This is a genomic window from Lysinibacillus sp. NPDC098008 (assembly GCF_044760715.1).
Classification (GTDB): domain Bacteria; phylum Bacillota; class Bacilli; order Bacillales_A; family Planococcaceae; genus Lysinibacillus.
In genome coordinates this window covers 1-22,465 of the sequence record NZ_JBIWBA010000006.1, presented here as the reverse complement: position 1 = coordinate 22,465, position 22,465 = coordinate 1, and the positions used below count along the sequence as shown (strand labels likewise).

Sequence of the window (22,465 nt, the reverse complement as noted above, 5' to 3'; positions counted from 1 at the left end):
GGGAGGTGAAAATAGTAAAAGGTACATCCATATTAACCCTTTTACATGATCTTTCATGAACACAAAAAAGATTATTATGATTATCGTGCTATTTATTGTATCGCTCACAGCTTTACGTCTATTATGGCTTGAATTATTTAAGCAGCCAGAGCAGCTCTATGCCGAAAAAGGTCAACTAGATGTACGAGATTTCGACTTCCAAGATAGCACGCTCACATTGGATGGTGAGTGGTTATTTTATCCATCTCAATGGTTAATGGATAAAGAGCAGCCAGCACAGCCTATGAATATCAAAATTCCGGGTGGCTGGGATACGGCCTTTCCAGAGCATGAGCGGAGTCCTTATGGCTACGGCTCTTATCGACTTACACTACTCGTCGATCCAGCAGAAACAACTACATATAGTATTAGAGTACCAAGCGTTCGTAGTGCATCTGAAATTTATGTGAATGGACGATTACTGAAGAAATCAGGTGAGATAGGTAAAAATCTTGCAGAAACAGTCGCAGAAAATGTACCATTTACCGTTTCTTTTGAGGCACAGGGACAAAGCGAAATTGAGATCGTTATCCAAGCAGCTAACTTTCACGACCCTCGTATGGGTGGTATTGTGCGTTCCATTAAATTTGGGCAAGAGGATGTTATTTACCGTGAAACATTGCTGTCTATTGTGATGCAGCTACTCGTTGCTATTGTTTTACTGATTCATGCTGGCTATGCAATCATTCTGTATTTGGTTGGCAGCAAGGATAAACGTTTACTCTATTTTTCACTATTAATGGTTAGTATGATGTTTTATTATTTGCTGAGTAATGAAGACAAGCTGTTGACCTTTTGGTTTTCCATTAATTATGAATGGAGCTTTATACTTGTTCATCTTACGGCTATTAGCATGGGCTACTCAATGCTTCGATGTATTGACCAGTGGCTACCACCACATTTCAAGCCGTATAAAAAAGCCTTTGCGATTATTTGTGCTATAGCTGTGTTGGTGGCGATTCTATTGCCAACCTATTATCTTATTACCATACAAATTATATATATTCTTATTTTTGCTATTGCTATTATGATGACAATGATGATTGTACTAAGCAACTCCATAAAGGATATTCGAAACAATATTTTTGTTTTACTCGCCATCATCGCATTTATGAATAGTATAATTTGGGCTGGTCTGTTGATGATTATGGGAAATAAGGTGGTCTTTTATCCCTTTGACTTGATTATTACCATTGCTTGTTTAGCGATTGTCTGGTTTCAAGGTTTTGCAAAGGTGCATGCCGATACAAAAGCCTTTGCCTTACAACTGCAAAAAGCTGATAAACAAAAGGATGAATTTTTGGCGAGCACCTCACATGAATTACGCAACCCGCTTCATAGCATTATTAATATTTCAAGAGCGGTATTGGAGCGTGAAACACATGCATTGAGCAATGCCAGTGTGAATGATTTAGAAACGGTATTATCTGTAGGCAAGCGAATGTCCCTGCTATTAGATGATTTGCTGGATGTTAGGAGCTTGCAGGAAAATACACAAAAATTACAGCTCGGAAATGTTTCGATTCATACAGTTGTATCAGGTGTACTAGAGATGCTGCGTTATACAGTGGAAGGGAAGCCTGTGCAATTTATTCATCGAATTCCAGCCGATTTTCAGCAAGTATGGGCGGATGAAAACCGTGTAACGCAAATTGTGTTGAATTTAGTGCATAATGCGGTGAAATTTACGAATGAGGGCTATGTTAGTATTTCAGGCTATACGAAAGATGGGATGGCAAAAATTGTAGTGGAGGATACAGGCATTGGGATGGATCGAGAAACAATGCAGCGTATCTTTAAGCCATATGAGCAAGGAGCAGCAGGTAAAAATATTGTTGAAGGTGGCTTTGGGCTAGGACTAAGTGTTAGTAAGCGATTAATTGAGCTGCAAGGTGGGACATTGGAAGTACAGTCTGTGTTAGGCAAAGGGTCCACCTTTACGTTTACATTGCCATTGTCTAATGACATACAGGACGATGTAGTGACACAAAGCAACAATTACAAACAGGAAGATATGCAAATAAAGTCATCTATAATGGCTACTGGCATTGTAGATTGGAGCCGACCTCGTATTTTAGTGGTGGATGATGAGCCGATTAACCTAAGAGTGATTGAAACCATTTTAACGAATGATAAGTATGATGTTGTCACGGTGACAAGCGGTATCAAGGCTTTGGAATGCATTCAATCACAAGAATGGGATTTAGTCATTTCAGATGTGATGATGCCAAAAATGTCTGGCTATGAATTGGTACGGCTGATTCGCAAGCAATTCTCACTCACCGATTTGCCTGTATTATTGCTGACAGCACGTAGTCAGCCTCAGTATATTGAAAAGGGCTTTTTAGCAGGGGCGAATGATTATGTGATTAAGCCCGTAGATGCTTTAGAGTTAAAATCTCGTGCAGAGGCATTGACAAAGGTAAAACGCTCTGTGCAGGAGCGCCATCGTATGGAGGCTGCTTGGCTTCAGGCACAAATTGAACCGCACTTTTTATTTAATACATTAAATGCCCTTTTAACATTAAGTGAAACGGATAGTGCGCGAACAAGTAAATTAGTAGAGGCATTAAGCGATTTTTTAAGAGAATCTTATAATTTCCAAAACGTTGAAGCTCTTGTGCCGTTAGAAAATGAATTGCGATTAATTCAAGCCTATCTCTATATTCAGCAGGAACGCTTTGGCAACCGCATTCAAGTAGTATGGGAGATAGATGCACAGCAAGATATACTTATTCCACCGCTGATTATACAGCCTATCGTGGAAAATGCGTTGGAGCATGGTATTTTAAAACGTGCAGAGGGTGGAACAGTTCGTATTTGCGTGATGAGTCATGATGACCAGTTGGACATCTCGGTTTCGGATGATGGTGTTGGTATGAATGAACAAAAAGTAGCACAACTATTGCAACGAACAACGCATAAATCCAAAAGCATTGGCTTATTAAATACGCACCTTCGCTTGCAGCAGCATTACGGGCAAGGTCTGCAAATTTCAAGTAAGCCAAACCAAGGAACCACTGTATCATTTATGGTCTTGGCAAAGAAAGCGACATAAAGCGCGCCATCCAAAGAGAATAGGCATTATACTTCGCGTATAATGCCTATTTTTGTTTATTTACTTCATCTATATAGCGATATAAAGTGGATTTACTAATGCCTGTTTGATTTTTAATATCGAGCAATGAATAGTTCTTGCTTTGATACATCTCCAACGCTTGGCGTAAATACTTATCAGATTTTTTCGGGCGTCCAATGGTTTTGCCAGCTTTTTTTGCCTCAGCAAGCCCAAATGTTGTGGCATGGCTTTTAAATTGTGTTTGTAAATGGGCAAAAAATAGTGCGTTATCTAATAAGGACATCGGCATCTGTGTGGTATTAGTCATTTGCTCCTGCCGAAAGGTAATGGTTACATGATCCTTTGCTAAAATATGCAAGACATCCACTAATTGATGTAAGGAGTCGGCAAGCACCATGATATTTTCAACAATAATTTCATCCCCAGCCTGTATCACCATTAATAATTCCTCTAAGGCATGACGTTTTTTAGCATAAGGGTGTGCCTCCACAAATAATTGCTCAACCTGTATATCCAGTAGTTGCTGTTCACCTAATTCATCGCCAATAATCGGGCGCTTATAGCCATAAATCATTATTTTTCCTCCCAAAACCATTCCTTTTTGGGAATGATTATGCTATGCTACTTGTTGTCGTTCCAAAAAGGTATCTTTTGGTACGATTACTTATACTATAACTAAGGGAGTTTATTTATGCAAACATTAAAAGAACAATGGTTTGGCAATGTTCGCGCAGATATATTATCAGGAATTGTTGTGGCTCTCGCACTAATTCCTGAAGCTATTGCCTTTTCAATTATTGCAGGCGTTGACCCAATGGTTGGACTCTATGCCTCATTTTGTATTGCAACGATTATTGCCTTTGTCGGAGGGCGACCAGCGATGATTTCCGCTGCTACGGGAGCGATGGCATTGGTCATGACAAGCCTTGTTAAGGAGCATGGGCTGCAATATTTACTGGCAGCTACAATTTTAACAGGCGTATTGCAGTTGCTATTTGGCGTATTAGGTATTGCCAAGCTTATGCGCTTTGTGCCAAATGCTGTCATGATTGGCTTTGTCAATGCATTGGCGATTTTAATTTTTATGGCACAGGTTCCGCATTTTTTCAAGGAGGGGCTTTGGACATATCTATTTATCGCAATTACCTTGCTTATTGTGTATATTGTGCCTCGATTTTTTAAGGCAATTCCTGCACCGTTAATTGCAATTGTTGTGTTAACGATTGTAGCCTTTACAACAGAGGTAGATTTAAAAACAATTGGTGACTTAGGTGCAATTGAACGTGCATTGCCTACATTTTTTATACCGAATGTGCCATTTACCCTTGAAACCTTGCTAATTATTTTGCCCTATTCCTTAGCTTTATCTATTGTTGGGCTATTAGAGTCATTATTAACGGCTCAAATTGTCGATGACATGACTAGCACAAAAAGCGATAAAAATCGTGAAGCACGTGGACAGGGCATTGCCAATGTAATCAATGGCTTTTTCGGTGGAATGGCTGGCTGTGCCATGATTGGTCAATCGGTGATTAATGTAAAATCAGGTGGGCGAGGACGTCTATCAACATTGGTGGCAGGCGTATTTTTAATGTTTTTAATTATTGTGCTGGGTGATCTAGTGGTGGATATTCCAATGCCTGTGCTTGTTGGGATTATGATTATGGTAAGTATTGGCACATTTGATTGGGGCTCTTTCCGTTATATTGCCACGGCTCCCCGCACGGATGCCTTTGTCATGATTGCCACCGTGTTAATTGTTATCTATACCGATAATTTAGCGATTGGCGTTGTCATTGGTGTGATTGTCAGTGCATTATTTTTTGTAGCAAAAATATCAAAGGTGACGATTCAGCAAGTAGGCACAACCTATATTATTGAGGGACCATTATTTTTTGCCTCTACGAAAAGCTTTATACAAGCATTTGACCAGATTGAAGCGTCTAGCATTACGATTGATTTATCTAGCAGCCATTTATGGGATGAATCAGCAGTAGGAGCGCTTGTTAAAGTGCGTCAGCGTTTAGCGGCACAGCATATTCATGTAGAGATAATTGGCTTAAATCCTGCAAGCCAAGCGTTATACAGTCAATTAAGTGGGTTAAATTAGGAGGGATGCTATGTATTCGCATATTTTAGTAGCAGTGGATGGCTCTGATAATGCATTCCGTGCAGCACAGGAAGCCATGAAAATCGCCAAGCTGTCAAAGAGTACCATGGTGGATATTGTTTATGTGGTTAATGTAGAAAAAGTAAAAAATGAATTATTACGAGCTGGCTCTCCTGAAACAATGGAGCTGGCACGTCAGCGTAAAATTGCCCCCGTGGAGCAAGCATTAAGAGCAGCACAAATTCCTTATCAAACAACGATTTTAAAAGGAGAACCGGGGTCAGAAATTGTGCGCTATGCCAATGAGAAGCAAGTGGATTTAGTTGTTATCGGCAGCCGTGGCTTAAACAGCTTTCAAGAAATGGTGCTCGGCAGCGTCAGCCATAAAGTAATGAAACGTGTGCAATGCCCTGCTTTGATTGTGAAGTAGGAGGATAGAACCGTAAAAGTGACGGATAGAGAGGCTGCTTTGACGGATAGAACAGCTTCAGTGACGGATAGCCCTGTAAAACCAAGGAAGAGCAAATTTTGACCTATCATCAAAATTTGCTCTTTTTAATTGACTTATTTCGTTGTAAAGCCGTTGTTTGTGGCATTGTCGAGAATTTGCTGGATCGCCTTCAGCTCTTTTTCCGTAAATACATACCAAACATTCTTGTTGAAATCGTGGAGAAGGAATGTTGGATACGGTGCCAATTCCTCAGCAGGGAATGATTGATTTAATTCATAGATGTCATACTGCTCCACACTAGTATTGTCTTGGTTTAAAAAGTCATACTGTGCAAGCTTCGTATAAGAGCCAACTGTTTCTAAATTAAAGCGCCAATAGTAGTCTTTAGGAGCCTCTACTTGTTCACCCTTTTGCTCTTGAAGCACTTTATAAATGGCTTGGTGATAAGCATGTCCTTTAATGAACTGCATCTCTCCACCCTTTGCCATGTTGTATTCATAGCGAAGCGTTTTGATTTGCTCGTTGTCAAGCAGCAATGGTGTTGATGTGATGCTGATGCTCCCTTGACTGTACTCTACCTGACTGCCAAATGTTTCCGCAATAAAGCGAAGTGGTACAAAGGTACGGTTGCTTTTTACATATGGCTGCACATCTAATTGTTCCACATTGCCATTTTTAATGACTGTCTTGTTTTTTACATTTAAAATAACGGTTGCCTCATCCGTTGAAAGGGTAATTTGGGCATCCTTCCATTGTACTTGTGCGCCTAAATTTTCACTAATCACGCGCAAAGGCACCATTGTTCGATTATTTTTGATTTCGGGTGCTACATCGGATTTTACGACAACCTGATCAATTTGAACATGCGTTGTCGCGGCATCAGCGGGGGAAGCCATCAAAAATATAGATGCTACAATAATCCCCGTGAAAAACTTCTTCATTGCAAAAAAACCTCCTTTAATTCAAAACACATACTAACCTCGCAATTTTACCATAATATTCTTTGGTATATACGAAAAATTTTGCTATTTTTATAAATTTAAAGTGACGGATAGCGCTCCTCCCTAGACGGATAGAACCTTAAGCTACTGTATTACTAATAACTGTGCTAAAGCCGTTGTTTATAGCATTATGAATAAGTTGATCGATTGCATCCATGCCTTTTTCTGTGAATATATGCCATTTATCTGCTGTTACATCATGCAGTAATACGGTAGGGTAGCCCTCTAATAGTTCAATAGGGAACCCTCGATTTAACAAATATATATCAAACTGCTGAACATTTTGACCATCAACGCCTCTAAAATTATATTGACCCTGTTTGGAATAGGAACCGAGTTGATCCGTATTTGGCTGCCAAGAATAGTGAGCAGGTGCTTCTACTTGAGTGCCTCTTTGTACTTGGAAGATGCTAGAAAGCTCTTTAACATAGGCATTGCCTTGAATATCCTGTACAACGCCGCCCATTGTCATATGGTATTCATAACGAAGGGCTTGAATTTTTATATTGTTAAGCAACAAGGGCTCGTTTGTAATGCTAACAATGCCATTGCTATAATGAACTTGACTGCCAAATGTTTCAGCGATAAAACGAAGAGGTACAAAGGTACGGTTATTTTTTATATATGGTTGCACATCTAACTGTGCTGTTTGACCATTTTTGATAATGGTATGACTGTTAGGCTGTAATTGAATGACTGTCTTATCCGATGTAAGGATGATTTTTGCGTCTTGCCAGTGAACTTGTGCGCCTAGGTTTTCACTAATTACGCGAAGAGGAACCATTGTGCGATTATTTGTCATTTCAGGTGCTACATCCGATTTGACTAACACATGATCAATTTTGATTTGAATAGCTGCGGCATCGGCGGGAGATGCCCACAATAGCAGCATGCATACTGTAAAAATACCTATGAATGGTTTTTTCATTGCGTTAAACCTCCTTTTTAAAAATTATACTATAAAGGGATGATATTGGATGGTAATTGTTTATGATAAAGCAAAATATCATATTGAAGGTGATTTTCCAGCTAATTTAGCGATCAAGCAAGCATATGTACATACAGGGATGTTTGTGGGCTGGCTAATAGATAACCAGCTATATAGTGAAGAATTAGAGGAAGACGGTTGGGAAGAAATTGTTCATTTTCAAGCAAGGCGCTTAACAGGCACTGAGCTTTATCAGGCATGGGATGGTGTTTTAACGGATGATATGCTAAATCGTGAGGGAAATGCATTTGCTGCGAGTTACTTTGATTTTGAACAAGGCTGTTATTTGCAAGATTACGAGGAAACATTTGCTAGCTATGATTCCCTGTATGCTGTAGAGGATACATGGGAAAATTATTGGACATTAAAGGCAGTGATTGATCAGCGCTATCAGGAATGGCAGCACAGCAAATAAAAGCAAAAATCCGCGGATTTTTGCTTTTTATTTACTTTGTGTTTGCAATGCTAAGCGGACGCCTAAGCCAATATAGACAAAGCCCACTGTTTTTTCGAGCCATTTGGAGCTACCGCTTGTTTTTGTAAACATTTTTTCACCAATAAAGCTAGTCATAATTGCTAGTAAAATGGTATATAATGCGCTCATCACAACAAATGTAATGCCTAATGTAAGCAACTGTGTAGTAATGGATTGTCCATTTGGCTGGACAAACTGCGGTAAAAAGGCAAGGAAAAAGAGCGCTGTTTTAGGATTTAAAATTTCTGCTAAAAAGCCTTGGCGGAAGGAGGTGCTTGTTGCGCTTTGTTCGACAGTGGGCTTTTCGAGCTTTTTCGGTTTTGTAAGAAGCATTTGAATGCCTAAATAAACAAGGTACGCAACCCCGATATATTTGACAACTTCAAATGCTGTCGCTGATTTCATTAAAATAGCGGATAGCCCTAGAACAGCCGCTAATGTATGCACAAAATCGCCAAGTCCAATCCCTAAAGCGGTATAAATGCCATTCATTTTACCACCTTTTAATGTTTGGGTAACAGTAATAATGACCGCAGGACCCGGAATTAAAAATAATAAAAGAACAATTGCCATAAACGATAACATACGTAACCATCCTATTCTAATTATCTTGGTGGAATGCCTCAAATATTATAGTATAATAGTGAGGGCTCTGTCGATAAAAAATAAGAGGGTATAACCAACCTTTATGTGTTCATATATTATAAGGAAATGATCGTGAAAGGATGGGGAGGCTTGATTACTAGCATAGACAACGAACATAAATTGCTACGACCTGAGCAAGCATTGGATAAAGATTTCTGTGATCAATTTATTAAAAAAATGCATAAAAATATTTTGGATAAAAAGCTTCACCATGATGTGTATACGTCTTATTTTGTGATTTTACAGCAGCGCTATACCGTAAAGGAGCTAGATTATATTGTTGGTCGCCTGAAGCAGCAAGCTAATGAATTGCTGCGCTTAAAGCCTATGTTTATTTTATTAAGCGGTATGATTTTAGCTATCTTTACCCTGCTTGCTGCTGTGATGAGTATGCTGATTGTTGAGATTTCACTGCTACAAATAGTGGCATTGGCTGTTGTTAGCTTAAGCATCGCCATTCTTGCCATTTCCTATAAAATCGAAAAAGAATATAAAAGAGCGCAGGCTGTCATTAATTTACTAACCTATTATAGGACCATTGAACAGGCCACGAAAATGTAGGCATTTTTTTAGTAAATCTTCAAATAATAAAGGACAACAATTATTTGGGGATGTGAAACTGTGAAAAAATTTCTGCTGTTTTTCTTGCCGATCTGTTTAATGGTGACATTGTTTTCTTATCATAAAGCTAGCTCTTCTGAAAATAAAGGAAGAAAGTATTATGAGGAAGCGGGGCAAATTTTATGGGAAATCCAAACAAATGAAAAAATTATTGCCTTGACCTTTGATGATGGACCACATCGTACCTATACCCCAGCGATTCTTGATTTACTGCAAAAGTATCATGCGAAAGCGACCTTTTTTATTGTAGGTCAACATGCACAAAAAAATCCTGAAGTAATTACCCGTATGTATGATGAAGGGCATGAATTAGCCAATCATACCTTTACACATCCTTTAAAAACAACTGTACCCCATTTAATGAAGGAAATTAAGCAAACAGATGAAGTCATTGCTGAAATTAGTGGCTATCAACCAACATTGTTTCGACCAGTTGAAGGCTATTATACAGATGCGATGATTGAGGCCATTACAAAAGAGGGCTATCAAGTAATAATGTGGTCATGGCATTTAGATACACTTGATTGGAAAAGCCCGGGTGTACAGCGAATTGTGCAAACAGTGCTACAAGGTGTAAAGGCTGGTAATATTGTCCTGTTTCATGATGGTGGCGGCAATCGAACGCAAACGGTGCAGGCGCTGGCACAAATTTTGCCAGAGCTAGCAAAGCAGGGCTATCAATTTGTGACGGTTTCGGAATTGCTGGAGATACAAAATACCCATAAAAAAGTGAAGAAGCAATAATGGTGTTGAAGGCATCCTCCTTCAACACTATTTTTTATTGGCAACTTTTAGTCAGCGTTATACGTTCTATAATAGATAGATTGATATTTTAGTTGACTGCTACTAGGAAACGGGTAAAATAAAAAGGCAGTACCATTATATGCCTATGTTTGAGTGGAAGTGTGATAAGACAAGGTCTGTCATGAAATTGTGACAGTCTTTTCTTTTCGTCTTCTAGATAACCTGTTAAGATGGTAGTAGTGTGACAACAAGTTAGTGTAAATGAGAGTGGTGACAATCAAGATGGATGAACAGAAAAAAGATAGTACAGAGCAACAGCAAGAGCCAACACAGGTTGATGTAAAACCAGCGGGGCAATTTATACAATTAAAGCCGTTTAAATTTATTATGCTGATGTTCTTTACAATTCTGATTACCGCAGGGTTAACGATTTTTGCGTTAACATTTGGTGATAAAAAAGTAGTAGAAGTAAAGGTTCCTGTTGAACGTGCGGAATTTACCAAATTATATGAAGCATTTGATTTACTAAAAAATAAATACTATCAAGATATTGATGATGAAAAAGTCGTTGACGGTGCGATTAATGGAATGTTTGATGCACTAGGCGATCCGTACTCTGATTTTATGGTGAAGGAAGAAGCAGATCAATTTAACACAGGCTTATCCTCTAGCTTCCAAGGAATTGGTGCGGAAATTCAAGAGCGTAATGGCTTTATTACAGTTGTGTCACCTATTAAAAATTCTCCTGCTGAAAAGGCAGGCTTACTACCAAAAGATATTATCTTAACGGTGGATGGCAAAAGCATTCAAGGCTTAAGTGCAACAGAAGCCGTGGCACTTATTCGCGGGGAAAAGGGCACACCTGTAAAATTAACGGTGAAACGCGGAGAAAATACAGAGCCAATTCAAATGACGATTATTCGTGACGATATTCCAGTAGAAACTGTTTATGGTGAACTGCTTGACGGCAATATTGCCCATATCCAAATTACATCATTTAGTGAGGATACAGCAAAAGAGCTTGAAACAATGCTGGCGGAGTATGAAGGAAAAGGCATGAAGGGCATTGTGTTAGATTTACGTCAAAACCCTGGTGGCTACTTAAATGCAGCTGAGGATATTTCGAATTTATTTGTACCAGAAGGCAAAGCAATTGTTCAGGTACAAGAAAAAGGAGAAGAGCCTCAAGTGGTCAATGCAACTGGTGGGAAAAAATATAACCTACCAGTAACCGTTCTTGTGGATGGTGGTAGTGCTTCTGCCTCTGAAATTTTAGCAGGTGCGTTAAAGGAATCTGTTGGAGCAAAAGTTGTTGGAGAAACATCCTTTGGTAAAGGAACTGTCCAAAATGTAACACCATTAAGAGATGGCTCGAATTTGAAGTTTACAACAGGTAAATGGTTAACACCAAATGGCAACTGGATTAATGAAAAAGGAATTGAGCCTGATGTCAAAGTGGCGTATCCATCCTATGCTTCCTTACCATACTTAAATGCTTCTTTAGAGATGAAGGAAGGTATGCAGTCCGAATCCATCAAGGCAGCAGAGGAAATGCTGCAGGTGCTAGGGTACGAGCCTGGTGAAGTAGATGGCGTGTTTGATAACCAAACAGAGCAGGCTGTCGAGCAATTACAGGCAGCAAATAACCTTGAACAAACAGGAATTTTAACAGGAAATACAACGTATGCATTAATGGATGCTTTACGTGCAAAAATTAAAGCAGATGACCCTCAGCTATTAAAAGCAAAAGAGCTGCTTTTAGAAACAGCAGAAAAGGCTGAGGAAACTACAAATTAAACCGTACAGCTGTCGCAATCGTCGTCTTTCACGGCATCTGCGACAGCTTTTTTTATTGGAGGATGATGGAGATGAAGGACGTATATTTATTTAGTGGCTTTTTAGGCAGTGGTAAAACATCACTGCTAACGGATGTAATTCGTCAGCTGAAGGACAAGCATTTAAAGCCTGCTGTAATCATGAATGAGCTTGGCAAGCTGCCATTTGACTCACAGGCAGTCGATAAGGATATTCCGCTAAAAGAAATGCTAGAGGGCTGTATTTGCTGCTCAGGCGCTGAAAAAACAGAGGCACAAATTCAATCACTGCTATTCGATAGCAAATTTGATGTTTTAATTATCGAAACAACGGGTGCTGCCCATCCTGTAGAAGCATTAGATGCTGTTTATTCGCCGCTTTTTGCCGATCAATTAAATGTAAAAGGAATTGTGACCGTCGTGGATACAAAGCTGTGGCTGCATCGCGATACGCTGACACCACAAGTACGCTCATTGTTTATGGAACAAATCCGTCATGCCCATTTATTAGTAGCAAATAAAACGGATTTATTAACAGAGGCAGAGCAAGGGCAAGCGATTTACGAGCTACAGGGCTTAAATCCACATGCCTTTATTTTGCAAACAACGAATGGGCGTGTACCGTTGCATTTATTAGAAGGCTTAAAGGCAACAGCACAGGTCGATAAACAAAATATTGTGCAAGCCCCAATAAGCACGCTACAGCTTGGCTCTCGTTTAGTTGACTTTACAAGCATGGAATTTACACAGGAGCAGTTTGAGGATTGGGTGCGCTCATTGCCTGATACGGTTTATCGAATGAAGGGCTATGTGCCGATTCAGGGCATTCAGCAACCAATGTTATTCCAATACGCATATGGTATGGTGCGATGGCTGCCTGAATATATAAAAATGCCAGCGAAGCTTGTAATCATTGGTGAAAATATAAGCGATATACCTGTTATTGGCTTTAATTGAAGAAATACCTAATCTGCGTATGTACATTTACGCAGATTTTTTTATATTTATGTAATATAAATGTAACATAACTGTAATATTAGCGCGATATAGATGAATAAAATATGCATTTTATCATAAGCTATTTGCTAGTTTAGGAGAGGTGTCAACACTCTTTTAAACGTAAGTATTTCATAGATTGGTGAAACCTGCTAAAAAATAGGGCGGAAAAATCCCTTTATTGCGCGTCTGGCTTTACGAGCTGGTGTAGCTGGTAGATGTTGGTGAGATTTTAAAGGAAATTATCCTTTACGATTAGTGGCAGAGAAGGAGGAATTGCAAACATGAAAAAAACACTTACTGCAATTTGTGCAACATTTCTTTTAGCAGCTCCAATTCAATTCGCATCAGCTGCTGCCAATACATCAGAGGAGAATTCCGTACAGCCATCAACAAACTGCAACGTTTACAATTATAAATGGTCTAATCATCATAAATGGTCGGTGAAACAGCCACAGCCAACGACACCATCTAAAGAGGTGTCAAATCCAGCTCAGCCACAACCAACACCGCCAGCAACATCTACACCATCAACAGATGTCAATGCATTTGAGCAAGAGGTTGTCACATTAACAAATGCTGAGCGTACAAAAGCTGGTTTAGCGCCACTTCAAACAGATGCACCATTGATGGCAGCAGCTCGTGAAAAATCACAAGATATGCAAAAAAATAAGTATTTCTCTCATACAAGCCCAACATTTGGTTCACCATTTGATCGTATGAAAGCTTTAGGCATTAAGTATAAAGCTGCTGGTGAAAACATTGCCCAAGGTCAACGTTCACCGCAAGAAGTCGTACAAGCGTGGATGGACTCACCGGGTCACCGTGCTAATATTTTAAATGCGAAATTTACACATATCGGTGTCGGCTACGTGCAATCAGGCAACTACTGGACACAACAATTTATTCAAAAATAATCATATCCTTGTGGAGGATGCCTCGCTTATTGAGCGGGGCATCTTTTTATGGCTATCCGTCAAAATAGGGGCTCAATCCGTCACTTAGAACGTTCTATCCGTCACTTTCACAAATCTATCCATCTACCCTCGCAGAAAAAATAGAAAATAGTAGTTTTTAATCGCTATTTTTGGGGAATTACTAAATTAGTAGTGGGTAAAAAGTACGGAGGGGTGAGAGGGATGAAAAAGCCGAATCGATTAAAGCAGTTTTTTTCAAAAGAAGTGGTGGCACAGCCAGTGGCAGTAGAGGCGGTGCAGGATTCTCAGTTATTTGCGTATGCCTTATCCTTTGCAAAATACCATCCTGATATGATGATTGTCTTTGCGGCAGACGGTGAAATTATTTATGTCAATCAAGAGGCACTCTATCAACTTTTACAATACGAGCCAAACCATGCTGAAGACTTTAAGCAAATTTTTACAGCAGCAGATTATAAGCGTTTAAAACGAGCATTTAATCAAACATTACGGGGGAAATCAACAAAGCTTGATATTGAAAGCCTTCAGCATCAAGGGCATAATCTTAGCCTGATCCTAACATTTATTCCGATTAAAAATGAGGAGGGACAAGCAGAGGGAATTTATTTAATTGTGGAGGATATATCGACCTATGCAGCAATGAAGCATCAGCTACTGCTACATGAAAAGCACTTAAACTATGCGCAGCAAATTGCCGCGGTTGGTAGCTGGGAGTATTTTATCCAGCATGATAAGCTGTATTGCTCAGATCATTTTTATCATATTTTCGGCTTTGAGCGTTCGGAAAATGTGAGCATTGACCAGCCATTTCAACTAATTCATCCAGAGGATTATGAAAGAACCTATCAGGCATTTGAGGCTGCTTGCAAGGGCATGAATTTTGACAGTGAATTTCGCATTTATCATGGTCAAACAAATGAATTGTGCTATTTACAGGCTGCCGCAGAAATAATTTGGAAGGATCATCAGCCATTTAAAATGATTGGTGTTGTCAAAGATCATACATCCTTTAAGCTAATGGAGCAAACGCTGAATGATACACTTGCAAACTATCACGATATTTTTAACAACCTAGATGCAGGCGTTTGGATGAGGGATTCTATTCGTGGGAATATGCTTTTTGCGTCAAAAGGACTAGAGGGCATTTTAGGTATTCCATTAGAGCAGCTTTATAAAGATTCAGAAGCATGGCTTAATCTGATTCATCCTGCCCATCGTGAGGAGGTATTAGCGTATACAGACCATCTCGCATTAGGGGAAAGCTATCAAGTGATTTACCGAATTATCACAGGCGATCAACAAATCAAATGGCTGCTGGAGCAAATTGTGCCACGATTGGATCAGCAGGGGGATGTTAATCATATTTTTGGCTTAGTAACAGATATTACAGCGGAAATTGAGCGTGAGGAGCGGCTAAATTATTTAGTGTACTATGATGAGCTGACAGGCTTGCCGAATCAGCTAAGCCTCTATAGTAAGCTGGATGCTTTATGTACAACAAGTGAGCCATTTGCGCTTTTATATCTATCCATTAACCGCTTCCATATCGTACACCATGGACTAGGTATTCACATCGGCGATGAGCTGCTACGTGTTGTCACTAATTATTGTGCAACAGTATTGGACGATCATAGCTATATAGCGCGACTAGACCATCAGCATTTTGTGATTATTGTTAAAAAATATAGTAATAAACAAAAAATCTATGCGCTTGCCAATCGTTTATTAAAATTCTTTCATTCAGCCCTTACCGTGAAGGATTATCAGCTTCATGTATCGGCAAATATTGGGATTGTTTTTTATCCAGAGGACGGTTTAACGAGAACGATTTTATTGGAAAATGGTTATGCGGCTTTATGCTATGCACAGCAGCAAGGACGCAATAATTTTTATATACATGCCGTGACAGGGGATATTACCTCCTATAAGCAATCTGTGCTCAATCGAGATATGCGACAGGCTTTGCTTAATGAGGAGTTTGAGCTTTATTTTCAGCCGTTGGTGGAGCCGCAAAAAGGTATTATTTATGGAGCAGAGGCATTAATTCGCTGGCATCATAAAGAATGGGGGCTTGTATCACCAGGTGAGTTTATTCCGTTAGCGGAAGAAAATCATATGATTCATATTATTACAGATTGGGTCATTAAAAAGGTATGCACATTATTGCAAGAGTGGAAGCAGCAGGGCTATGTATTACGTACCATTAGCATCAATATTTCACCTATTCACCTAGTGAAAAAAGGGTTTGTGAAATTTGTGCAGGAGCAAATCCAAACACATGGAATAAAGGCAGACTATTTGGAGTTTGTTGTATCAGAAAGTGCGATGCTCAAAAATAGTAAAAGTGTACGCAATGTGCTGCAGGAGCTGCGAACGCTTGGTGTGAAAATTGCCATTGGTGATTTTGGCACAGGCTATTCCTCCCTCGAATCTTTACGCACATTTCGCCCAACAACGATTCATATTTATGAGGCTTTTATTCGGCAAATTCGCCATGACCATCCGATCGAAAATGGGCTAATTTCTACAACCATTTATTTAACGAAAATGCTCGGCATTCAAGTAGTGGCAAAGGGTGTGGAGAGCTATGACCAATTTATTTTCTTGAAGCAGCAAGAATGCAGCTATATCCAAGGCGACATTTACACAAAGGCAGTGCCTGCAAAAACATTTGCCACAATGCTAGCACGAGGCTTTTTAACACCGCAAAAAGTTAGATCGAATAAGAAGCCTGCTGTTGAACGGCGCAAGTATTATCGCTTCCGCTTTCCAGCCTATGTTCAAGGCTCTATGACGATAGTTGAAATGAATCAGCAAAAAATCAATATTGGGCGTACACCGATTTTAATCGAAAATATTAGCTTAGGTGGCATGAAAATTTGCTCATCACTTAAACTACCTATTAATCAAACCATGAAATTTCAATTTAGCTTTACGTTAATGGATCAGCCCTTCCATATCGAAGGAACATTTAGATGGACATTAGAGGAACACTATCAAATCTATTCCTATGGTGTGGCATTTCAGCTAAAGGCTGAGGATGAAGGAAAGCTAGCACCGATTATTCATCGAATGACAGCCCTGCATCATCAGCATGAAAAAATTACAGGAACACCATTTATTTATGAAGATATGGAAGCATTTTTAAAAAAAGAATAAACAAAATCGCCTGCTCCTGATAATGGAGCGAGGCGATTTTTAGCTTGTTAAGATAGCAATCGCTCGGACAGGCGCACCATCTGCATCCTGATACTTCATTGGTAACGCACAAAATGTAAAGAGGTCATAACCGATTTGTCCAAGATTCGTTAAATTTTCTACAATAATAAAATCCGTATCCGCTAACACTTTTTTATGAATGGTTAGGTTTGCATCTGTCAGGGCATCAATGCTGATGACATCAAGCCCAACACCCTTTTTCTTACTTTGAATAAGGTAGTCCGCCACTTCCTCAGTGATGGCTGGATAGTTCCCAAAATAGTGCGCTGAGCCCCAATAGCGCTCCCAGCCAGTATAAAATAATAGAAAATCTGCTTGATCGGCTCGCTCCTTGACGGGATGAATATTGTCCATTGTAATGCGCTGTCCCTCCTGTACATGCTGACAGTCAATTACCAAGCCTTTGCCTATAAATTGCTCTGCTGGAATGGCATCCAATGTTGTTCTATCGGCAAATATATGGTTAGGCGCATCCATATGTGTACCAGTGTGGGAGGTGATGGTTAGAGAGGTTTCTTTAAAGCCATCTGTTTGGTGCTGGCAAATAACATGGAATGCTGGCTGAGCTGTACCAGGGAAAACGGGCATATGCTCTGTTAGCGTATGCGTTAAGTCAATAATCTTCATAAAAATACCTCACCATGATTGATTTAAGCTGCTATTATTGTACCATTTCAAGTGCGAAAGGCTGAAATTTTCGTGCTTCATCTATATCTTTTCTTTGGCATATAGTAAAATAGAAGATTGAAAGTAGTATTCACTACGATGGCTTTTAAGGAATAGGAGAATTTATGTGAAACAACAAACAATCATTTTAACCGGTGGAGGGACAGCGGGCCATGTATCATTAAATCAAGCGATCATTCCGTCTTTACTTGAATTAGGTTATGATGTCCATTATATTGGCTCAGATGAAGGTATTGAAAAAGAATTGATTGGCGAGGCATTTCCGCATGTGCCGTTTTATGGCATTGCAAGCGGGAAGCTCCGTCGTTATTTCTCTATGAAAAATTTTACAGACCCCTTTAAAGTGTTAGCGGGCGTGATGCAAGCGTTTCGTATTATAAAAAAGGTGCAGCCGCAAGTAATCTTTTCAAAGGGTGGCTTTGTTTCGGTTCCTGTTGTCATGGCTGCTAAGCTTGCAGGTGTGCCAGTAGTCATTCATGAATCAGATGTAACACCCGGCTTGGCAAATAAAATCGCATTACCCTTTGCCTCGCATATTTTCACCATTTTTGAGGAAACATTACAGCATGTACCGCAGGACAAAGCAACATGCACAGGCTCTATTATTCGCCCAGAGCTATTTCAAGGAGATAGAGCAAGAGGGCTGGCATTGTGTGGCTTTACGACATTAAAGCCAGTGCTATTAGTAATGGGAGGAAGCTTAGGCTCTGTTGTGTTAAATGAGGCATTACGTAAAAATTTACCAGAGCTATTAAAGCAGTTTTATATTATTCATCTATGCGGCAAAGGGCATGCTGATCAAGCATTAGCTGCAATGCCCGGCTACAAGCAGTTTGAATATGTGACAACAGAGCTGCCTGATTTATTGCATGCAGCAGACTATATTGTATCGCGTGCAGGCTCTAATTCGATTTTTGAGTTTTTAGCGCTACATAAGCCGATGCTATTAGTGCCGCTTTCTGCACAAAAAAGCCGTGGCGACCAAATTTTAAATGCGAATTTATTTAAAAAACAAGGCTATGCAGAGGTGCTACAGGAAGAGGAGCTGACAAAGGAATCCTTTTTGAAATCGGTTCGTACACTAACGGAGCGTAAGGAAGATATGGTGGCAGTGATGGAGAAAACACTAAAGCCGAAAACACCCGATGAAATGGCAGCGCTTATTTTGCGCTATAAAAAATAATGATTGTCAAAATAAAAGAAGCTATATGGCAGTAACACCTATAGCTTCTTACGATTGCTTACATTGCTTGTTCTTCACCATCCTGCATTTCATGTGCAGTTGTTAGATAGAATAAATCTTTTGGAATTTTAAATAAATTAAATTGCGCTTCGCCGCTATTGACCTGTGCTAGTAATGTTGGATGACTGTCATTCGCCTCTACTACATAAGGTAGCTTTAACGCAGCGCGCTGTGATTTTATATTTTCAACTCGAATTCGAAGAAATACCGTATGGAAATGATAGTCAAAAAATAATTCATTCAAAAAAAGTAACTTGGCTTTCTGATTATAGCCTTTTCCTTGATATGGAAGCCCAATCCATGTACCTAAGAAGCCAGCACCGTCTTCAATATCATGAATACTAATCGTGCCGATTGGTTGGCCCCAGTCATCTGTAATGGTTCTGGAGATAGTAAGACCTCTTGCTTCCTCCTCAATCAGTTGTTTTGTCATAAACCAATACTCATCCGCAGATGTGGCTTTTTGACGGACAAAGGGAAATACAGAAGGGTGTGATAATAGTTCATAAAGCTCTGTGCATTCATGCAGGTCTCGATGTTTAAGCATACGAAACGCCTCCTTTACTAGGGTAGTTCAAACAATTCCTTAAAAGCATAAAGAAGAAAACTAATATTCGTACTGGAATTAAAACCCAAAGAACTAGACGTTATAACTATGATATTCCATAATCTCCCGCTGTCTTACTGATTTTACCATACCGAAAAAAAGGTAGTTTTTTAAATATAATATATCATAAAAACTGCTTAATGCAATCTTTTTGCTCGTAAAAACAAAAATTTAAGTTTAATAGTCAGTAAATTCTGATAAAACAGCGAATATTGCAGCGATCTATTATGCTTTACCCTGTTTTTGCATGTTTTAGACATTATTTTGACGAATTTATGCAAAAAAATAGTTTTTTGTCATAAATTATTAGAGAAGCATAGAGCGCTAACCGTTGAAAATCGCGTATTGCATGAAAAATACATGAATATTTTTATAGAACACTCAGCAAGGAGGCGTTTCAAACATGACTTTTCAGACGCTTCCTTCTATTGAAGTCAAGCCGTACTCCGACACATCTACTATGCTATTGTTGGCTGACTGTGCATATAATGATTCTAGTAAGGTGAATGTATTTCTTTAGTAGGATATTATTTTGTAATAATGGGGAATATAGCAAAAAATACCCTTAAAGGATTTAATTTCTCTAATTCTTGAAAGGTAATTTTTAAATTTTATGTTATAATAGTAGTATTCATTTTGAGATAAATAAGCCAAATAGTAGCATATTGATTTTGATAGCACTGGTTTTTCTGGGGGTGACAGTATGGAGTATCTTTTAAGCGAAGATTTTTTTAATGAATTATTTATCGGTAAAGATTTTGTTTTTCTGATGAAAAAGGTAGGGGACGATTATCAATATATTCGCTTAAACCAAGCAGCTCAAGAACTGTTATCAAATGAGGCAATTGGAAAAATGCTATCAAGCGTTATGTCCAGCCGCTACGCTTCAACTATTCAGAAAAGCTACCATCAAGCAATAACAGAGCGCAGTCAGGTCGACTATGTAGATTATGCATATGTGCAGTCAGAGGTTCGTAAATATGAAACTTCTGTTAGACCATTGCGCTATAAAAACGAGGATTATATTTTAGCAATTACGAAGGAAATTCAATATGATCGTAGCATTGAAGATAAATTTTTATTTATGCAGTCGATGCTTGACCACGCTTTTTTCTCAACGCTTATGCTATCAGCAGAGGGCATGATTTATGAGGCAAACGCAAGGTTTATGGAGGACTTCCAATTAAATCATGACAGCATAAAACAACAGCTACTTATTGATTTGCCGATTATTCCAAAGGATGAGGCATATAAAATTAAGCGCTATCTACAAAAGGCAGCAACGGGTAAAAATGTGAGCGAAAAGCTTATTAAACTGCATACATTAGATGGGCAGGAGCGCATGTATTTATTATCGTTATCGCCTGTGATGCAGGTTGATCATTCATTTGCCATTTTTTTGATGATGCAAGATTGCACACAAAATGCCCAACAGAAGGCAGAGCTACGCTCAAAGTCGCATGGACTGGAAGTGTTTAAGGCTGCCTTAAATTCGGCAACAGCCATTGCGTTATTAGATCATGAAGGCACGGTTATCGAAGCCAGTGAAATGTTTTTACATGCTTCTGGTTATACAGCAGAGGAATTAATCGGCCAGCCGTATGATATTATTGAGCCGCGTCATCATTCTCTTAACTTTTTACAAACGATTGCTGAGAAGCTTGAGGCAGGAGAGATGTGGCAAGGAGAGCTATGCTACCGCACCAAGTACCATGCTGATTATTGGGTGGAGGCAACGATTGTTCCGTTGAAAAATGAGTTTGGTGAGCTGGAGCAAATTTTAAGCATTAACTATAATATTACAGATAAGAAAAGAATGTTCACCGAATTAAAAAATATTGAGCGTACATTCCGATTAATTACGGAAAATACCAATGATTTAATTGTGATTACAAATGAGGATGGCATTATTATTTATGCATCACCATCGTATCGCATGTATTTAGGCTATGAAAATGTTGAATTGCAAGGGCAATTTTACAGCGATATTGTAGATGATGAAAGCAAGGCTGCATGGCAAACCTTTTTAAATAATTATACAGGTCAGACGGATGCGCGCTTTGAGCTATTATTGAAGGCAAAGGATGGCACACCGATTTGGACAGAAAGTAATGTAACCGTTGTCCATGACCCTGAGCGTGAAAAGGTATCACAAATTATGATGGTTTCTAGGGAGATTACACACCGCAAAGAACGAGAAAATGATTTGCTATACCTAGCCTACCATGATTCATTAACACAGCTACCAAATCGACGCTTTCTTCAAAAGGAGTTTCCGAAAATTTTGGCTGAGGCACAGGCTAATCAAACATGTGTGGCAATGCTCTTTATAGATGGCGATGATTTTAAAGAGGTTAATGATCGCTATGGTCATGAAACAGGGGATGCTTTTATTCAACGATTTGGTTATACATTAAGTAAAACAGTGCGTAGCCATGATTTGGTCATTCGTGTGGGTGGCGATGAGTTTATTGTCCTGTTAACAGGCTTAACAACAGAACAGGACAAAAGGCATGAGCAAATGATGCATATTATTGACCGTATTCGCCATGAGCTAGCGGAGGGCTGGGTGATTGATGACTGTCATTTCACACCAACAGCCTCGATGGGTATCGCCTATTATCCAGACCACGCTGAAACATTAGAGGCATTAATGGATTTAGCGGACCAAGCATTATATAAATCAAAGGAATCAGGCAAAAATAATCTATCTATATATAAGGTGATTAACTTTTAGACTTACACTCTTTTTCTTCGTTTTCCTGTATACTATTCTTAATAGATATGAAACGGAGAAAAATGATGCGT

Annotated in this window: 18 protein-coding genes; 12 read left to right on the top strand and 6 right to left on the bottom strand. The window is 39.2% G+C overall.

Annotation, left to right across the window (positions count from 1 at the left end):
- Positions 1–55 precede the first annotated feature (55 nt).
- Entirely contained in the window at positions 56–3,097 is a 3,042-nt protein-coding gene (locus tag ACIQVU_RS08205; protein WP_402894863.1) for a hybrid sensor histidine kinase/response regulator, read from the top strand.
- A 46-nt stretch (positions 3,098–3,143) separates the two neighbouring features.
- On the opposite strand, the gene ACIQVU_RS08200 is transcribed toward ACIQVU_RS08205, so the two are convergent.
- A complete protein-coding gene (locus tag ACIQVU_RS08200) occupies positions 3,144–3,692 on the bottom strand; it encodes a recombinase family protein (protein ID WP_340805714.1) in 549 nt (182 codons plus the stop codon).
- Between the two features lie 117 nt (positions 3,693–3,809).
- Here ACIQVU_RS08200 and ACIQVU_RS08195 point away from each other — a divergent pair, with 117 nt between their 5' ends.
- A complete protein-coding gene (locus tag ACIQVU_RS08195; RefSeq protein WP_402894859.1) occupies positions 3,810–5,228 on the top strand; it encodes a SulP family inorganic anion transporter in 1,419 nt (472 codons plus the stop codon).
- 10 nt (positions 5,229–5,238) lie between these two features.
- A complete protein-coding gene (locus tag ACIQVU_RS08190) occupies positions 5,239–5,658 on the top strand; it encodes a universal stress protein (protein ID WP_340805717.1) in 420 nt (139 codons plus the stop codon).
- 134 nt (positions 5,659–5,792) lie between these two features.
- On the opposite strand, the gene ACIQVU_RS08185 is transcribed toward ACIQVU_RS08190, so the two are convergent.
- Positions 5,793–6,620, bottom strand: a complete 828-nt coding sequence (locus ACIQVU_RS08185; RefSeq protein ID WP_402894856.1) for a copper amine oxidase N-terminal domain-containing protein — start codon at positions 6,618–6,620, stop codon at positions 5,793–5,795.
- A gap of 139 nt (positions 6,621–6,759) precedes the next feature.
- Entirely contained in the window at positions 6,760–7,608 is an 849-nt protein-coding gene (locus ACIQVU_RS08180) for a stalk domain-containing protein (RefSeq protein WP_402894853.1), read from the bottom strand.
- A gap of 49 nt (positions 7,609–7,657) precedes the next feature.
- Here ACIQVU_RS08180 and ACIQVU_RS08175 point away from each other — a divergent pair, with 49 nt between their 5' ends.
- Entirely contained in the window at positions 7,658–8,083 is a 426-nt protein-coding gene (locus ACIQVU_RS08175) for a DUF7832 domain-containing protein (RefSeq protein ID WP_340805721.1), read from the top strand.
- Positions 8,084–8,110: 27 nt separating this feature from the next.
- Here ACIQVU_RS08175 and ACIQVU_RS08170 read toward each other — a convergent pair whose 3' ends face one another.
- Positions 8,111–8,728: a LysE family translocator gene (locus ACIQVU_RS08170; RefSeq protein WP_340805722.1), complete on the bottom strand. Its 618-nt coding sequence runs from the start codon at positions 8,726–8,728 to the stop codon at positions 8,111–8,113.
- 150 nt (positions 8,729–8,878) lie between these two features.
- Between ACIQVU_RS08170 and ACIQVU_RS08165 the strand changes: the two genes are divergently transcribed.
- The 6 genes from ACIQVU_RS08165 to ACIQVU_RS08140 all read left to right on the top strand — a co-directional run bounded on the left by ACIQVU_RS08165 (position 8,879) and on the right by ACIQVU_RS08140 (position 17,060).
- Positions 8,879–9,349: a 6TM ABC transporter family protein gene (locus tag ACIQVU_RS08165; RefSeq protein ID WP_340805724.1), complete on the top strand. Its 471-nt coding sequence runs from the start codon at positions 8,879–8,881 to the stop codon at positions 9,347–9,349.
- A 60-nt stretch (positions 9,350–9,409) separates the two neighbouring features.
- Positions 9,410–10,153 (top strand): polysaccharide deacetylase family protein, encoded by a 744-nt coding sequence (locus tag ACIQVU_RS08160; RefSeq protein WP_402894850.1) that lies wholly within the window; start codon positions 9,410–9,412, stop codon positions 10,151–10,153.
- Between the two features lie 282 nt (positions 10,154–10,435).
- Complete coding sequence (locus tag ACIQVU_RS08155; RefSeq protein ID WP_340805726.1) at positions 10,436–11,950, top strand: lmo1851 family serine protease; 1,515 nt, start codon at positions 10,436–10,438, stop codon at positions 11,948–11,950.
- Between the two features lie 71 nt (positions 11,951–12,021).
- Positions 12,022–12,924, top strand: coding sequence for a CobW family GTP-binding protein (locus tag ACIQVU_RS08150; protein ID WP_402894847.1), 903 nt, complete (start codon positions 12,022–12,024; stop codon positions 12,922–12,924).
- A gap of 323 nt (positions 12,925–13,247) precedes the next feature.
- Positions 13,248–13,880, top strand: a complete 633-nt coding sequence (locus ACIQVU_RS08145) for a CAP domain-containing protein (RefSeq protein ID WP_340805728.1) — start codon at positions 13,248–13,250, stop codon at positions 13,878–13,880.
- A 222-nt stretch (positions 13,881–14,102) separates the two neighbouring features.
- Positions 14,103–17,060: an EAL domain-containing protein gene (locus ACIQVU_RS08140; RefSeq protein WP_402894843.1), complete on the top strand. Its 2,958-nt coding sequence runs from the start codon at positions 14,103–14,105 to the stop codon at positions 17,058–17,060.
- Between the two features lie 39 nt (positions 17,061–17,099).
- Here the strand turns inward: ACIQVU_RS08140 and ACIQVU_RS08135 are convergent, their stop codons facing one another.
- Positions 17,100–17,747, bottom strand: coding sequence for a cyclase family protein (locus ACIQVU_RS08135; protein WP_340805732.1), 648 nt, complete (start codon positions 17,745–17,747; stop codon positions 17,100–17,102).
- Positions 17,748–17,913: 166 nt separating this feature from the next.
- Here ACIQVU_RS08135 and ACIQVU_RS08130 point away from each other — a divergent pair, with 166 nt between their 5' ends.
- Complete coding sequence (locus tag ACIQVU_RS08130) at positions 17,914–18,990, top strand: undecaprenyldiphospho-muramoylpentapeptide beta-N-acetylglucosaminyltransferase (protein WP_340805733.1); 1,077 nt, start codon at positions 17,914–17,916, stop codon at positions 18,988–18,990.
- Positions 18,991–19,048: 58 nt separating this feature from the next.
- On the opposite strand, the gene ACIQVU_RS08125 is transcribed toward ACIQVU_RS08130, so the two are convergent.
- Complete coding sequence (locus tag ACIQVU_RS08125) at positions 19,049–19,597, bottom strand: GNAT family N-acetyltransferase (RefSeq protein WP_340805735.1); 549 nt, start codon at positions 19,595–19,597, stop codon at positions 19,049–19,051.
- A gap of 763 nt (positions 19,598–20,360) precedes the next feature.
- Here ACIQVU_RS08125 and ACIQVU_RS08120 point away from each other — a divergent pair.
- Positions 20,361–22,394, top strand: coding sequence for a sensor domain-containing protein (locus ACIQVU_RS08120; RefSeq protein WP_340805736.1), 2,034 nt, complete (start codon positions 20,361–20,363; stop codon positions 22,392–22,394).
- The last annotated feature ends 71 nt before the right edge of the window (positions 22,395–22,465 follow it).

Bases quoted from the DNA above. Each gene is read 5' to 3' on its own strand.
- ACIQVU_RS08205 (WP_402894863.1), top strand. From the start codon at position 56: ATGAACACAAAAAAGATTATTATGATTATCGTGCTATTTATTGTATCG.
- ACIQVU_RS08150 (WP_402894847.1), top strand. From the start codon at position 12,022: ATGAAGGACGTATATTTATTTAGTGGCTTTTTAGGCAGTGGTAAAACA.
- ACIQVU_RS08155 (WP_340805726.1), top strand. From the start codon at position 10,436: ATGGATGAACAGAAAAAAGATAGTACAGAGCAACAGCAAGAGCCAACA.
- ACIQVU_RS08185 (WP_402894856.1), bottom strand. From the start codon at position 6,620: ATGAAGAAGTTTTTCACGGGGATTATTGTAGCATCTATATTTTTGATG.
- ACIQVU_RS08195 (WP_402894859.1), top strand. From the start codon at position 3,810: ATGCAAACATTAAAAGAACAATGGTTTGGCAATGTTCGCGCAGATATA.
- ACIQVU_RS08120 (WP_340805736.1), top strand. From the start codon at position 20,361: ATGGAGTATCTTTTAAGCGAAGATTTTTTTAATGAATTATTTATCGGT.
- ACIQVU_RS08125 (WP_340805735.1), bottom strand. From the start codon at position 19,597: ATGCTTAAACATCGAGACCTGCATGAATGCACAGAGCTTTATGAACTA.
- ACIQVU_RS08190 (WP_340805717.1), top strand. From the start codon at position 5,239: ATGTATTCGCATATTTTAGTAGCAGTGGATGGCTCTGATAATGCATTC.
- ACIQVU_RS08135 (WP_340805732.1), bottom strand. From the start codon at position 17,747: ATGAAGATTATTGACTTAACGCATACGCTAACAGAGCATATGCCCGTT.
- ACIQVU_RS08145 (WP_340805728.1), top strand. From the start codon at position 13,248: ATGAAAAAAACACTTACTGCAATTTGTGCAACATTTCTTTTAGCAGCT.
- ACIQVU_RS08200 (WP_340805714.1), bottom strand. From the start codon at position 3,692: ATGATTTATGGCTATAAGCGCCCGATTATTGGCGATGAATTAGGTGAA.
- ACIQVU_RS08170 (WP_340805722.1), bottom strand. From the start codon at position 8,728: ATGTTATCGTTTATGGCAATTGTTCTTTTATTATTTTTAATTCCGGGT.
- ACIQVU_RS08140 (WP_402894843.1), top strand. From the start codon at position 14,103: ATGAAAAAGCCGAATCGATTAAAGCAGTTTTTTTCAAAAGAAGTGGTG.
- ACIQVU_RS08180 (WP_402894853.1), bottom strand. From the start codon at position 7,608: ATGAAAAAACCATTCATAGGTATTTTTACAGTATGCATGCTGCTATTG.
- ACIQVU_RS08175 (WP_340805721.1), top strand. From the start codon at position 7,658: ATGGTAATTGTTTATGATAAAGCAAAATATCATATTGAAGGTGATTTT.